13 protein-coding genes are annotated in these 13,950 nt (G+C 31.0%); 9 read left to right on the top strand and 4 right to left on the bottom strand.

Features of this window, described 5'->3' with window-relative positions; translation table 11 throughout:
* Nucleotides 1-9: 9 nt before the first annotated feature.
* Both AWE51_RS05690 and AWE51_RS05685 read left to right on the top strand, forming a co-directional pair.
* A complete protein-coding gene (locus AWE51_RS05690) occupies nucleotides 10-771 on the top strand; it encodes an MBL fold metallo-hydrolase (RefSeq protein ID WP_066310686.1) in 762 nt (253 codons plus the stop codon).
* 3 nt (nucleotides 772-774) lie between these two features.
* Nucleotides 775-1,272: a hypothetical protein gene (locus AWE51_RS05685; RefSeq protein WP_066310685.1), complete on the top strand. Its 498-nt coding sequence runs from the start codon at nucleotides 775-777 to the stop codon at nucleotides 1,270-1,272.
* Nucleotides 1,273-1,370: 98 nt separating this feature from the next.
* Here the strand turns inward: AWE51_RS05685 and AWE51_RS05680 are convergent, their stop codons facing one another.
* On the bottom strand, nucleotides 1,371-4,235 hold the full coding sequence (locus tag AWE51_RS05680; RefSeq protein ID WP_066310682.1) for an esterase-like activity of phytase family protein: 2,865 nt from the start codon (nucleotides 4,233-4,235) through the stop codon (nucleotides 1,371-1,373).
* Between the two features lie 320 nt (nucleotides 4,236-4,555).
* On the opposite strand from AWE51_RS05680, the gene AWE51_RS05675 reads away from it, so the two are divergent.
* From AWE51_RS05675 to AWE51_RS05660, 4 genes are all read left to right on the top strand, one after another.
* Nucleotides 4,556-6,961, top strand: a complete 2,406-nt coding sequence (locus AWE51_RS05675; protein ID WP_082832320.1) for a glycoside hydrolase family 31 protein — start codon at nucleotides 4,556-4,558, stop codon at nucleotides 6,959-6,961.
* Between the two features lie 44 nt (nucleotides 6,962-7,005).
* Nucleotides 7,006-7,596 (top strand): YdeI/OmpD-associated family protein, encoded by a 591-nt coding sequence (locus tag AWE51_RS05670; protein WP_066310681.1) that lies wholly within the window; start codon nucleotides 7,006-7,008, stop codon nucleotides 7,594-7,596.
* A gap of 109 nt (nucleotides 7,597-7,705) precedes the next feature.
* A complete protein-coding gene (locus AWE51_RS05665; RefSeq protein WP_157766023.1) occupies nucleotides 7,706-8,182 on the top strand; it encodes a hypothetical protein in 477 nt (158 codons plus the stop codon).
* 358 nt (nucleotides 8,183-8,540) lie between these two features.
* Nucleotides 8,541-9,323, top strand: a complete 783-nt coding sequence (locus tag AWE51_RS05660; protein WP_066310675.1) for a hypothetical protein — start codon at nucleotides 8,541-8,543, stop codon at nucleotides 9,321-9,323.
* A gap of 87 nt (nucleotides 9,324-9,410) precedes the next feature.
* On the opposite strand, the gene AWE51_RS05655 is transcribed toward AWE51_RS05660, so the two are convergent.
* Nucleotides 9,411-10,607 (bottom strand): DUF6786 family protein, encoded by a 1,197-nt coding sequence (locus AWE51_RS05655; RefSeq protein ID WP_066310673.1) that lies wholly within the window; start codon nucleotides 10,605-10,607, stop codon nucleotides 9,411-9,413.
* Between the two features lie 182 nt (nucleotides 10,608-10,789).
* Here AWE51_RS05655 and AWE51_RS05650 point away from each other — a divergent pair, with 182 nt between their 5' ends.
* On the top strand, nucleotides 10,790-11,572 hold the full coding sequence (locus AWE51_RS05650) for a hypothetical protein (RefSeq protein ID WP_066310670.1): 783 nt from the start codon (nucleotides 10,790-10,792) through the stop codon (nucleotides 11,570-11,572).
* Nucleotides 11,573-11,586: 14 nt separating this feature from the next.
* On the top strand, nucleotides 11,587-12,342 hold the full coding sequence (locus tag AWE51_RS05645; RefSeq protein WP_066310668.1) for a hypothetical protein: 756 nt from the start codon (nucleotides 11,587-11,589) through the stop codon (nucleotides 12,340-12,342).
* A 73-nt stretch (nucleotides 12,343-12,415) separates the two neighbouring features.
* Here AWE51_RS05645 and AWE51_RS05640 read toward each other — a convergent pair whose 3' ends face one another.
* The gene (locus tag AWE51_RS05640) at nucleotides 12,416-13,075 is read right to left on the bottom strand and encodes an alpha/beta hydrolase (RefSeq protein WP_066310665.1); all 660 of its coding nucleotides are present in this window, start codon (nucleotides 13,073-13,075) and stop codon (nucleotides 12,416-12,418) included.
* Between the two features lie 175 nt (nucleotides 13,076-13,250).
* Here AWE51_RS05640 and AWE51_RS05635 point away from each other — a divergent pair, with 175 nt between their 5' ends.
* Nucleotides 13,251-13,601, top strand: a complete 351-nt coding sequence (locus AWE51_RS05635; RefSeq protein ID WP_066310664.1) for a hypothetical protein — start codon at nucleotides 13,251-13,253, stop codon at nucleotides 13,599-13,601.
* 6 nt (nucleotides 13,602-13,607) lie between these two features.
* On the opposite strand, the gene AWE51_RS05630 is transcribed toward AWE51_RS05635, so the two are convergent.
* Nucleotides 13,608-13,937: a DUF4870 domain-containing protein gene (locus AWE51_RS05630; RefSeq protein WP_066310662.1), complete on the bottom strand. Its 330-nt coding sequence runs from the start codon at nucleotides 13,935-13,937 to the stop codon at nucleotides 13,608-13,610.
* Between the last annotated feature and the right edge of the window lie 13 nt (nucleotides 13,938-13,950).

The following is a 13,950-nucleotide window of genomic DNA, read 5'->3' as shown; positions in this document are numbered from 1 at the left end:
CTTAGTCTTATGGATATAACATTTCTTGGTACAGGAACATCACAAGGTATTCCAATAATAGGAAGTACGCACCCTGTTTGTTTAAGTAATGACCCTAGGGATAAACGCCTTCGTGTTTCTGTTTTAATATCTTGGGAGGATTACAATTATGTTATTGATTGTGGTCCAGATTTTAGACAGCAAATGCTCTCTAATAATGTATCGAAAATCGATGGTATTATTTTTACTCATGAGCATGCAGATCATATTATGGGATTAGATGATATACGCCCCTTTTTTTTTAGACAAGGTGATATTCCAGTATTTGCTCATAAAAGAGTGCTTGATTCTCTTAGAATAAAATTTGATTATATTTTTGCATCAGAAAATAAATATCCGGGAGCGCCCAGCGTTGTGGAGCACCAACTAAATAACCAATCCTTTTCGCTGGGCAATCTTGATGTAATGCCAATTAATACAATGCATAATCGTTTGCAAGTATTTGGATTTAGATTTAAAGATTTTGCTTATTTAACAGATGTAAAAACAGTAGAAGATGAGGAAAGAGAAAAACTAAAAAATTTAAAAGTACTAGTGGTCAATGCTTTAAGAATTGAGCCCCATCATTCGCATTTTAATTTAGAAGAAGCATTAGAATTTATAAAAGAAATTAATCCAGAAAAAGCTTATCTCACTCATATAAGCCATATGTTGGGATTTCATGCTGAAGTTGAAAAATTATTGCCAAAAAACGTATTTTTGGCCTATGACAATTTAAAAATTACTATATAAAATATGAAAAGTAAAATTTTTCTATATCTATTTATTTTTACTGCATTATTCGTACTTTTTCAATTCATGAATGCTAAAAAGGCTAAAGAATCTTATGACGCAAAAATTGAAAATTTACAAGCTAAAATCACGACCAAAGAAACAGTTATTGATTCTTTGGTAGAAGTTACTTTGGATCAGACTTATTTTTCTTTAGAAAGTAATGAAGATGCCGCAGCCTATTTTGAAGAATTAGGGTATGAGCCTGGTAAATTGGCATTAACTATAAGTGATCAGATTATTGGTCAAAACAAACCTGGTAAGGATAATCCTATTGTACCTTTTGCAGGTATGGAAGGAAGTATGGCTATTAATAAAGTACGTTTACTAAACCATAGGTGGATAATTGCCGATTTTACAGATGGTGTGTATTGGGGCGAACTTTTTATTTCTTATGAAGTTAGAAAAGATGGAGTTGTTGATTTTGAGGTAGAAAAGTCATTTTTATATCCCAAAGATTAAATTACAATATAATTTATAGATAAATAAAAAGCTGCTTTGTGTAAAAGCAGCTTTTTTTGGTTTGTAAATGTGTTAGGATTGATTAGGCAGTATTTTCTTTATTTTTTAATGAGTTTCTTTTTTGTAAATACTCCATCAATTTCGATAATAGCAATATAAATGCCTTGAGAAACTTTTTGATTTAAGTCGTTTGTAGCATTCCAGATAAAACTTGAAGCATCCGTGCTTTTTTCATGAACCAAAAGCTTTTTAACTACCGCTCCAGAAATATCATAAATCGTTATAGATACATCATTGCCTTTACTAATGTTTGAAAACGTTACCTGTTCATCAAATGTATTTGGATAGGCTTTTATATCATTAACCATTGTCTCATTTTTAATGCCTTTAGGATTTCTCCAACGTCTCCCTAAGGGTTGGTCTAGCCATAAAAGAATAAACTCATTATCATCGGGTAATCCTTTACCAACATGTCTACCCACACTAAATGGATAGTTGTTGTCATTTAATACTCCTATCAAAAATGGATTAAAAACCACGACACTTTCTATAGTCACAAATGGAAATGCAAAGTCTTTTCCGATACCTATATCGCCTTCTAAACCGGGAAGAGAAATTTTACGTCTATCATTTATTTTTAATAAATCAACATTTAGTCTTTTTTCAATTTGTCTTTTATTTTGATCTAATTGGATTTCATATATAGCTTTAAATCCATTTAAATCTCCTTGAGAACCATCACGTTCGATAATTAGACCTCTAGTATTACTAAACATAATGAAATCACCTATGGCACTTGCTTTTTCATTTAATGGATAATCAAATGAATTACCATTATATTTTTTACTTTCCAAGTCAAACTCATGAATTAGTAAACTGTTTGAGCTAGAACCTTCTAATGGTTTTTCTAGTAAAGGAAGAAGTTTTGTGCCATCTGTACTTAATGCCATACCTTCAAAACCACCACTGCTTTTTATACGAAATGGAGTTTCTTGACTTGTATTTCTGTAGGGCCAGTATAAGCCTGCTAACCAAGGCGTATTTTGTCCATTTTGATCTTGTAAATTTGTTCCATCTCCAGCATCTCCAACTTTAGGGAAATCACCAAACAAGCATACTGTTCTAATTTCAGGATACTGTTTATGAGCAATTAATAAGGTTCTAAAGTCAAAACTTTGTATATCTGCACGATCAGTAAGGTTGTTGGCTACGATTACATCTGCAATCGCTTTTGTGAAGGTTTCTGGATCTACAGTTCTATCAGAAAAGATGTCACCGCGATCATCTGTATCTGTTCTTGGGTTTATTTTTGTTTCGATATTAAAACGAACTTTCGAAGCATTTTTCCAGCGTTTAGATGCTTGGTTTGTAGTACTACCTGGTCCATTTTTATAATATTCAATATAAAAAGAAACAAAATCAAACAATTGTTGTAATGATGGCATTACATAAGGATCTATTAATTCGTTCTGTTTTGCAAAAGCAACTGCTACAGGAGATAAAGTTAAATCATTGGTCTGAGCTGGTCTACCGTTTAAGATTTTATCTGCAATGAATGTTTTTTGAATTTGGTCAAAAGTTAAATCTTTTACTAATACTTCGTCATCAAATTCATAGGTGGTTCCATCTGCTTTACGAGTTTTGGACGCTTCTATATGTGGATCATGGTCTAGAATAGGTACACCGTCTAGAGTAATTCCGCAATCAGTTTCAAGGGTAGGCATCAGAAAATCCAGTGCAGCTTCCATTGCTGGTAAGGTGTTTTCTGGACGTAAATTCCTTGAGCCTCTATGTCCTTGAGCATCAAATATATTAACATCAATTAATCCATCCGCGTCTATATAATCCGGTTGTCCGTCTTTGTTTTTGTCAAAATTCTGAACAGCTTCTAATAAGATATCAGGACGATCAGATATAATACCTTGTACACCTAATTCAAGAAGTAAGTTCATATTCTCAAGATCATTTACGGTGTAAACAACGACCTGATGTCCTGTCTTGTTTAAAGAAGAAACATTATGTAGCTCGCTGGAAGCTTTTTTAAGCCCTGCAGGTGGGTTTTCTCTACTGTTAACACTAGTGTTTTCATTATTATCATCTAGCATTACAAACCAAGGAGACATTACAGGTGATTTACTTCCGTTTATTTTAGCATGGGCACGCATGGCATTCATTATTCTAAGTGCACTTGATTCTTCGCTAAATGGGTTTTGTTTGGCTCTAAGTTCTTTTCCTGGGTTTTCATAATCAGGCAGAGGAATAGGAGGATCTAACAAAACTCCATCTTTATCAAAATGTAATAAAAATGGTCCAAATTCATCACCTATCCAATAATCACCATTTTTAGTCCTTTGAACAGATTCTATATCAAAGTCAGCACCAGTCAATACTCTAGACTCGCTAAAGTGATTTGTTATAGCAAATGGTATTAAATTATTTGGATCTCTTAATTCTATAAAGCCTTTGGTTTCAATTGTTCCATTTCCGCTTAAAAAAAAAGTTTTAAATTTTGGTTTAATGCGATACAACCTTAAGTTGTAATCTGATGAATTTTCAATACTACCAAAACCATTGTCAGATAACGCCATAAAGGTACCATCATAATTATTTACTACTGCAGAAAAACCTTGTATAGGTTGTTTGTTTAAAAAAGGAACTGGTTGTTGATTGATTAATCCTGAACCTATGTATTGTCCCGAGGAAGGTCCTTCAGAAAAACTAGCAGCGGGTAGGATAGCTCGTGCTACTAATATATCTCCAAAGTTAAAAAAGGACTTCCCAGTTCCTTTTGGATGTACGGCATTATTAAAATAGGTGTCTTTAGGAATATTGAAATCTAATTTTTCTTCTTTTTTAGAAGAAACTTGGGCGTGGGCCAACTGCACAAAAGTAAATGCTGTGCATATGAGCAAGAATAGCGAAGGGCTGGCTAGTATCTTACCAGAAAAAAAATGACGTTTCATGTGTTATATATTAAGATTTATCAGGTTAATTATACCCTAAAATTAAGGCTATTGTATGACACAATTGTTTAGCTTTTTTAAATAAATTATTAGCTAAATGTTATCTGCTTTATGATTGTGTAATCGACCTGTATTTCAGTAAATTGTAGACTCATTTTTTTACGCAATCGTTGTAGTGATATTTTGTCATTTATAAGCTATCTAAGACATTTTGTTGAAAATTTGATAATTCCACGCTACTATATCTTCCTTTATTATAGTTTTATAGGGATTCTCTTATATTTGATTGCTTTTCAGTAAACATTAAATAGATTACTTTTATGAGAAAGAAGATTAATACCTGTTGTGTTTTATTAACAGTAATAGCGCTGATCATATGTTCTTCTTGTAAAGAGAAATATGAGGGAGAATATCAAGGTTATAAGGTTAATGATAACTCTATCGAAATTTTTAAAGATTCTGGGAGATATCTCATTAAATATTACTCAGATAAGATTGTAGAAACGTCTTTTATTCCGTTAGGAGAGACATTTAACCCCACGTCTCATGCAGTCGTTAAAGAACAATTGAAGACTAAAGTGATTGTGCATGAAAATGATAGCATATTAACTATAGAGTCAAATGGTATTGATATTCATGTTAAAAGAAATCCTTTTGTTATATCGTATACGTATAAAGGAAAGAAACTAATTTCAGAAAATAGAGGATACCAAAAAACAGATTCTACAGAAGTATTAGATTTTATGCTTGATGACACCGAAGTAATTTACGGAGCAGGATCAAGAGTTGTGGGAATGAATAGAAGGGGGAAACGATTACAACTATACAACAAGGCACATTATGGATACGAAACACAATCTGAATTGATGAATTTTACAATGCCATTGGTGTTATCATCCAAAATGTATGCAGTGCATTTTGATAATGCTCCTATAGGGTATTTGGATATAGATAGTAAAGGGGATAATGTTTTACAATATGAAACTATTGGCGGAAGAAAAACATACCAAATAGTTGTAGGTAATGATTGGAGAGATTTAATAGATCAATACACCGATCTTACAGGTAAACAACCATTGCCGCCACTATGGGCTTTTGGTAATTTTGCAAGTAGGTTTGGATATCATTCAGAGAAAGAGACAAGAGAAACAGTTGCCAAATTTACCCAGGATAGTATTCCGTTAGATGCAGTGATACTAGATATTTACTGGTTTGGTAAAGATATCAAAGGACATATGGGGAATCTTGAATTTCTTAAAGATTCGTTCCCTACACCAAAAAAAATGATTCATGATTTTGCTGAACAAGGAGTAAAAACAATATTAATTACGGAACCATTTGTACTAAGTTCTTCTAAAAAATGGGAAGAAGCTGTAGAAAAGAAAGTTTTAGGGAAAGATAGTACTGGTAATCCTTATACGTATGATTTTTATTTTGGAAATACTGGTATTATAGATATTTATGATCCTAAAGGGAAAGAATGGTTTTGGAATGTGTATAAGAAATATACCAAAGATTTTGGAGTCGCCGGTTGGTGGGGTGATTTAGGAGAGCCAGAGGTGCATCCAAAAGATTTGCTGCATGCTACCGGCAAAGCAAATGAAGTTCATAATGTTTATGGTCATGATTGGGCGAGATTAGTACAAGAAGGGTATCAAAAGGATTTTCCAGAACAAAGGCCTTTTATTTTAATGAGAGCAGGATATTCCGGTTCGCAACGTTTTGGTATGATCCCTTGGTCAGGAGACGTAAATAGAAGTTGGGGAGGACTAAAACCGCAAACAGAAATCGCATTGCAAATGGGTATGCAAGGTATGGGATATATGCATTCTGATCTTGGTGGTTTTGCTGGAGGAGAAGTTTTTGACCCGCTATTATATACGCGTTGGTTACAATATGGAGTATTTCAACCTATATTTAGACCTCATGCCCAAGAACATATTGCACCCGAACCTGTTTTTCATGATAAAAACACTAAAGCATTGGCTAAAAAAAGTATAGAGTTAAGGTATAGTTTACTACCATATAATTATACGATCGCCTTTGATAATAATCAAACAGGAATTCCTTTAATGAGACCATTATTTTTTGATGAACCTGAAAATAAAGAACTCTTAGAAACTAGTTTTTCGTATTTATGGGGAGATAATTTTTTAGTAACTCCAGTCGTACAATCAGATATAGTATCTATGGATGTGCCTTTTCCTAAGGGTAGTAATTGGTTTGATTTTTATACCGATAAACAATATGCTGGTGGTGTTTTTAGATCTGTAGAAGTAGTAGAAGACCATATTCCTGTGTTTGTAAAAGGTGGATCTTTTATACCTATGATAAAACCAATTCAAACGACCAAACAGTATACGACTAAAGAGCTAGTTTTACATTACTATCATGACGCTTCTATAACAAACAGTACAGGAAAAATGTATGATGATGATGGTAAGACTCCTAATGCTTTCGAAAAAGGAGCGTATGAAATACTGAATTTTACAAGTAGGTCAACTAAAGATCAATTAACTATTGAACTGTCTGCAGAAAAAGGAGCGTCTTATAATCCTATTGAACGCAGCATTGCAATAAAAATTCATAATATCCAAAGTAAACCAAAGGCTTTATTTATAGCTGGAGAGAATTCTTTGTTTAAATGGAATAAAGATAGTAAGATCTTGATAGCTATCATATCGTGGAAATCTTCAGAAGTTAAAACGGTAGAAATTTCTTTGTAAATTTAACATAATGGTAAATGGTTAAATTTATATGGAGATGAATCATGGAAAAAAATAAATCAGTAGAAGAGTATATTGAGAGAAAAACTGAATGGAAGGACGCTCTTGAATTATTACGTTCTATTATGCTTTCTACAGAAATGAAAGAAACTATTAAATGGGGTAGTCCTGTGTATACTGTTAATGGCAAGAACGTTGTAGGCTTAGCAGCTTTTAAATCTTATGTAGGCATTTGGTTTTATCAAGGTGTGTTTTTAAGTGATAAAGAAAAATTGTTGATCAATGCTCAAGAAGGAAAGACAAAAGGATTGCGACAATGGCGTTTTATTGCTAAAGACGAAATACATCGCGATGTAGTACTTAAGTATGTTAAAGAAGCTATCCAAAATCAAAAGGATAATAAAGAGATACTACCAGAAAAGTCTAAAGTAATTGCAATGCCTTTAGAATTAAATATCTTATTAACTTCGAATAAGGATTTAGAAAAAAGTTTCAAAGAATTGACTCCATTTAAACAAAAAGAGTACATCGAATATATAAGTAATGCAAAAAGAGAAACAACGAGATCTACAAGGTTAAAAAAAATAACTTCGATGATATTAGAAGGTATTGGGTTAAATGATAAATACAGATGATATTTTGAGAATTTTGATCTTCAAAAAGATAATATTAAGACTATTTTGCTGTTGTTTTTTATTGCTGAATAATGCATGCGCTCAAGAAAATCTAAATCCATTAACCGAGTTGCCTCTTCAAATAAAATTAGGAAAAACTACCTATTCAGAAATAAAGGATAAAGGAGATTGTTTTAGAAAAAAAATGATCAATCAAAACGATATCTGTATAACGATGTCTGTTGATATGGATAATGAAAGATACACTCTTAGCTTAGATGATGATCAAAGAGTAAATACTTTATATTTTTCTGACGAAAATAATATTACCAAAGCCTCAATACTACCAAAAAATTGGAAAAACCTCGGTTTGTTTTTAAGAAAAGGAGATAGTGGTAGAGGTACTTCTAAAAAAGATTTTATTACAATTATAAAAAGTCTAGGTATTAAGGATTTTATAGAAAAATGCGAGAAAGAGGATTGTAAATTTATATATGTAAGATTTAAGCTAGATAATGTATACTATAGTGCTATTTTCCGACAATATTCTACATGGGGTTTTGAACCAGGTCTTAAATCATTCTACATTAGCACAGTATCTTATTAATATTTTTTTAATATACCGATAGGCATTGTATTCTTGAACTAAAGGTTTGTTTTGTTTCTAATTAAAAATAGATTAACATTTTATTTGTAGGAAAAAAGCGTACGTTCGCTTTTGGTTCTACTTTGTCTTGAGTAGTGTGAAATTATGGTTAATTTTATGCAGTATTTAGATTACGGTAAATATAATCAAATCCTTATTTTAAATAAGGTTAAAACGTAACTTTGTCATGTAAATGTTAAGATATGATTAACTCCTGTTTTTAATTACGTTGGACCCTTGTTTCGTCATTGTAAACTATTAGATTAGTAGTGTGGTTGTAGGAATTTTGACAACTGCGCACCCAAAATAAAGTTTAAAAATGACAAAAGTAGAACATCACAAAGTGAAAGAGATTAAAGAAAACTCTCTATTCGAAAAAAGAATGTACAATTTATTTAGCGCTTCAATAAGCGATCAGGTTTCTCTACCGGATTTCAGAAAATTATTTTCAAAGTATGAGAAAATGGATGCTTATATTATGAAGAAAAATGGCCAGGATATTGGCATGTCTTATTTTATGCTATGTAAAAACCCAAATCGTAAAAAAGATATATATGTGCGTTTAGGTTTAGGTATTATAGAAGAAGAAAGAGGAAGAGCACATTTTCCTAAAAAAATAATTTTGAAAACAATGCTTAAAACTAAATTTCAAAATTTATTTAAAGACGTTTTTATGGTAGGAATAACAATGAATCCAATTGTGTATTCTGCAACGTGTAAGTATTGGAAATACTCGTATCCAAGTCCTGTATTAGAAAAATCAGCACCTATAAAACAAGCTAAAAATAGAATACTGAGTAGGTTTCATATGAATGAAGTAGCAAACGATGTTATTGGAGTGCCTTTTCGAATCACTGAAGTTGAAAAAGTTAAAAAACAGCTCTCGGTTGTTCAGAGTACTAACCCATATATTAAATTTTTTAATTCTAAAATAGGAAGTGATGAATGCGATAAGGGATTATTAAGTATTGTACCAATTGATACAGCAAATTTATGCATAGCGGCTAAAAGAAAAACAAAAGCGGATATAAAGAAGTTTTATGATAAAGTATTTGAAGAAAAACTGAAACCCATGCTAAAAGAATATAGTGCGGCCGGTTAAATTTTGAATGCTCCAATAATTACCCTTGTTAATTTGTTAATAAATAGCATTCTGTATCTTAATGATGCAGGATGCTATGCCTATTATTTATTTTAAGAAAAGTAACGCCTCTTCTAAATCACAATGCAGTAATTTTTTGCTTATACTATTTAGTTTATGTATTGGGCCTTCAAAATGATACGTATTGTGGATATGGATTATCTGCTCTCCGGTTTTTAATGCTTTTCCCGATGCAGTAGTTTCTAGTTCAAAAAATGTGGATACTCCTTGATTTCCATCATTATTATAAGAGTTGATTACATCCCCACCAAAAAGGATAGGGGAATTTTTTTCTGTACTACTTAAAAATTTTCCAATAGGATTAAAAGAAAATGTTACTATGGTTAATACATTATTTTTTGCATCAAAATTTCCTAGTATTGGAATTACATTCTTAGATTTAACTCCAATTTTACTTCGATAAGAACCATCTGTTTTAAAGTAAATGACTTTATTGTTAATAAAGACTCTGTCATTTCCAAATTCACTTAAGTATTTTTGTACAATTACAGTAGAATCATTAGCAGAAGTATACGGAAAAATACCTACAGATTTTTTATTTCCTTTAAACATTCCTAATACCCAAGGTGCAATTAATCCTTTAGATGCATCCCAATTTTCACCAATATTAGTTATACTATTTTTTGAACCAAAACCAACATATGAAATGGATTTTGGGATTTTAATCTTTAATTGTTCTTCAATTGTTGATTTTGAAAATAATGAAACATAACGCTCTATTTTAATCATAAACGAAGTACCTATATTATTTTTAATTACTGCTTGTTTATTAAATGTTGCTGTCGTATCCGTTTTGTTAATTAAGTCAAAAGCTTCGATTTCCAGGAGTTTGGGGATAGTCCAATTATTTGATTTAATTTCTTTTTGATCATAATATAATGTAAAAGAACTTCCTAAAGGATTTAACCAAAAACGATCCTCTCCGCCATATGATTTTTTAGCAGTAGTAATTGCATTAGATCTAAGAGTATTTTCGTTTAACCACCCATAACTTCTTCCTTTTATGCCTTTTGAAGTACTAGTTAGTACGCGCCCTTGATACTTAGGGCTAACTAATATTTGTGCTTGGTTTTTGGTAAGTACGATACTATTGTTCTCTGATGTTTTTACCAGTTCCACGTCATATCCAAAGGTATTCTTACCATATCCCTGCGCTAGAATTGAATAATTATGGTATACTGAAAATAACAATAAGTTGTATAAAAACAATTTTGATATATACATGAAAGATAAGGTGATTTGTGAAAATGTAAAATACTAAAATAGAATAGATTAATAGTATATGCTAGGTTGTAAAAAACGATTAGTGGTATAAAATGAGTAAAATGTTCTACAAGTACATTATCTTAAATTTTAAATTAGTAGCAATTGAAATTTAGTCATTTCGAAAGTGAAATTTTTAATCTATGAAAAGAATTATTGCCATTTTACCAGACTTCATTTCTATTGGGTTTAATTCATTTTCCTTGAAAACCGAAGAGGAACAGTTTTGGAATTGGTTTATAAAAAACCAAGAAAAATTGTATAGCGATGAAGTACGATCTGATTTGAAAACAAAACTGAATAAAGAGTTATCTAATAGACTTAAACGATTTGGTTCTAGTATAAAGGGAGTTTTAAAAGTAAAAAACACAAACGGAATTAAAGAGTTGATTATATCAGCGCAAGGAGTAGAGGAATTTTTTCCTAAAATTGCTAGATTGGTAAATAATTCTCCAACATTAAACAATTGGAAGTTTACTGCTCTTATACAAAGAACCTCAATAGAATCACTAATTAAATTTAGATATCCTCAGGCCACACATCAAGCTGTGCTAGTTAATAAAAATATTAAATGTAGACCCTTAGATATTGTGTTCGGTTTTGAAGATATACGATTTACGTATACAGAAGTTTCTAATCGGCTAAATTTAGATGTATTTATACCTAGTTATAATGGTGATGAACATAAGTATAGAATTAAAAGACTTTTAGATGATTTATTGGGTGAATATGACTTCGCGATAGAAATAGGTGTTATTAATTGTATTTCGTTAAAAGAAGGGGATGAGGCTATGGGATATCCTATTGGTCATTTAAGAACGGTAGTTGACCAAAGAAAGTTAGAAAGAAAAAAGAGAGATTATCCGCCTGTAATTAATATGGTGAATACACATCCTTTACATAAGGAATGTAAATCTTTTCTGTAGGATTTGTATTTGTTATGAAAAGTAAAATCTGCATACTGGGATTATTTTTTTTACCATTTGTTTTTGGATCATTAAGGGCGCAAACTACTGAAGATCGTTTTTGGAATTGGTTTGTTAAGAATCAAGATGTGTATTATAGTCAGACTTTTAAAAGAGTTGATAATATTTCAGGATATAAAGACTATAATGAAAGAAATAAAAATTATAAAAGGTTATCCGATAAACTTAGTCAAATAGATCCGTATTTGATTCCTGTTTTTCGACCGGTAGACACGAATGGAATTAAGGAATTGTTAATTTCTGCAAATGGGTATAAACCTGCTTTTCCTAAAATAATAAAACTTATTAGAAAATCTCCGAAGCTTAAAAATTGGAAGATTACTGCATTTGAACAGAGAAACTTAAACGATTCTATTAAAGTGGGATATGCCAGTAAAGAACGTGCCGTAGTGGTGATTGACAAAGATACCCTACAAGGTGGGTATATAAGTATACAAATAGGTTATGAGGATGTCTTTTTTAAATATTCGAATCAATCAAAAGAATTGGATTTAAATATCTACGTGCGTAATTATGAAGAAGGTTTGATAAAGCATGGAAGAAAAAATGCAGTTAAAAAGCTTTTAAAAAATTTACTTGGCGAATATGATCTAGAAATGGAGATAGATTGGATTAATTACATCAAATTAGATGAAAATAATATGAATGGACTATATCCAATCATTCGACTCAGAGAATTAATTGACAAAAGAAAATTAGAAAGAAAATGACTATTTAATACTTCGCAGAATTGAGATTAAAATTCGTTGTTCAAAATTAAAAATATTAAATATTGTTCATAAACTAAATTCTTGCGCTTAGCCATTCTTTAAATTGATAAAAATTTTTTGGAGCTACACCATGACCAACAGGAAATTCATTTAAATTAGTAGTTATTCCAAGTTCAGCAAAGCGTATTGGAGCTTTTCTTGCCCAGTCAACAGGTATTACTTGATCAACACTACCGTGTGAGCAGTAGATATTTAGCTTCGCGAAATCATTTTTTTCATAATCTTGTTTTAAAATATCTTCATTTAAATATCCACTTAATGCAATCACATTTTTTATTTTTTCAGGATAAGAAAGAGCGACAGAATAGCTAAGAATGGTACCTTGACTAAATCCTAACAGGGTTACATTTTGAGAATCTAATTGATAAGCCTGTACCGCTTCATCAATAAAACCAGCTATTTTATCTCTAGATTCAATGGCTTGTTTGTCATCACTAAACTTACCTTGGGTATCATCAAAATAGATGGCATACCAGGCATTACCATATGGCTGCATCGGATATGGTGCACGTACTGAAATAATAAAAAGCTCTTCTGGAAGTTCAGGAGCAAAAGAAAAAAGATCGTTTTCATCGCTTCCATAACCATGAAACATAAATAATACAGGAGTTTTTTCTTTTTTGATTGTTGGTTCCTTAATGATATGGTGTAGAGATAGTGTTTTAGTCTGCATTTTTTTTCTTTTTATATCAATCAAATTTGATAAAATCTAGATTGATAAAGCTTGTAATTGTTTAAACTTTTAAATATGAAAAAATGTATTGTTTTTTCTTAAATATAAGTCTAGATTTTGGATTTTATTTCTTAACTTTTAAATACACAAATAAACAATATTTAAGCCACTAATTATGAAAAAAATTACTTATTTATTTTTCTTATTTCTCGTCCATTTTGGTTTTTCTCAAACACAAGAAGATTTCGAAAAAAATATGAAAACTATTGTAGAATCAATGAAAATAGATCAAACTGACAAGATTTTTGATATGTTTTCTGCCGATTTACAAAAAACACTCACCAAGGAAAAACTAAAAGAAATCGTAGGTGCTGCAATCAAAGAATTCGGAAAACCAATAGAATTTGACTTTATGTTAGACGACAATGGATTACGACGTTATCTTATCCAAACAGATAGGGATTCATTTATGCTTGATGTGGCCATGTCGGCGGACCTAAAAATAAATAAGTTACAGATAGAGTAATTTAACTTATTTAATAAAATTAAACCATTGCTGGAAATACTTTCCTAGTATAGGCACTTCTTTTTGTTCTTCTTTTATAGCTGTTATAAGACCATAAACCCATAACACTAAAATAAAAATATAGAATGCAGAGGATATAAGGATAGAATCAAAAATGGTAACCAATGCACCTAATATGTAAAAAGATATGTTTACTCCAAGTGCTTGTCTAATATGAAAGTTAGCGAATAAATTTTTATCATCCTGATTCATAAAATAAGCTATAATAGTACCAATAATAGTAATGTAGGCTACTATAGCAGCTGTTTTTCCTTGTTTTGCGTAGTCAGATTGCATGATTGATGTATTT

This window comes from Aquimarina aggregata (assembly GCF_001632745.1).
Taxonomy (GTDB): domain Bacteria; phylum Bacteroidota; class Bacteroidia; order Flavobacteriales; family Flavobacteriaceae; genus Aquimarina; species Aquimarina aggregata.
The sequence above is the reverse complement of the archived record's forward strand: the minus strand, read 5'-3'. Positions and strand labels throughout refer to the sequence as shown.

Excerpts from the sequence above, each read along its gene's own strand:
- AWE51_RS05690 (WP_066310686.1), top strand. The coding sequence starts at position 10 with ATGGATATAACATTTCTTGGTACAGGAACATCACAAGGTATTCCAATA.
- AWE51_RS05685 (WP_066310685.1), top strand. The coding sequence starts at position 775 with ATGAAAAGTAAAATTTTTCTATATCTATTTATTTTTACTGCATTATTC.
- AWE51_RS05680 (WP_066310682.1), bottom strand. The coding sequence starts at position 4,235 with ATGAAACGTCATTTTTTTTCTGGTAAGATACTAGCCAGCCCTTCGCTA.
- AWE51_RS05675 (WP_082832320.1), top strand. The coding sequence starts at position 4,556 with ATGAGAAAGAAGATTAATACCTGTTGTGTTTTATTAACAGTAATAGCG.
- AWE51_RS05670 (WP_066310681.1), top strand. The coding sequence starts at position 7,006 with ATGGAAAAAAATAAATCAGTAGAAGAGTATATTGAGAGAAAAACTGAA.
- AWE51_RS05660 (WP_066310675.1), top strand. The coding sequence starts at position 8,541 with ATGACAAAAGTAGAACATCACAAAGTGAAAGAGATTAAAGAAAACTCT.
- AWE51_RS05655 (WP_066310673.1), bottom strand. The coding sequence starts at position 10,607 with ATGTATATATCAAAATTGTTTTTATACAACTTATTGTTATTTTCAGTA.
- AWE51_RS05650 (WP_066310670.1), top strand. The coding sequence starts at position 10,790 with ATGAAAAGAATTATTGCCATTTTACCAGACTTCATTTCTATTGGGTTT.
- AWE51_RS05645 (WP_066310668.1), top strand. The coding sequence starts at position 11,587 with ATGAAAAGTAAAATCTGCATACTGGGATTATTTTTTTTACCATTTGTT.
- AWE51_RS05640 (WP_066310665.1), bottom strand. The coding sequence starts at position 13,075 with ATGCAGACTAAAACACTATCTCTACACCATATCATTAAGGAACCAACA.
- AWE51_RS05635 (WP_066310664.1), top strand. The coding sequence starts at position 13,251 with ATGAAAAAAATTACTTATTTATTTTTCTTATTTCTCGTCCATTTTGGT.
- AWE51_RS05630 (WP_066310662.1), bottom strand. The coding sequence starts at position 13,937 with ATGCAATCTGACTACGCAAAACAAGGAAAAACAGCTGCTATAGTAGCC.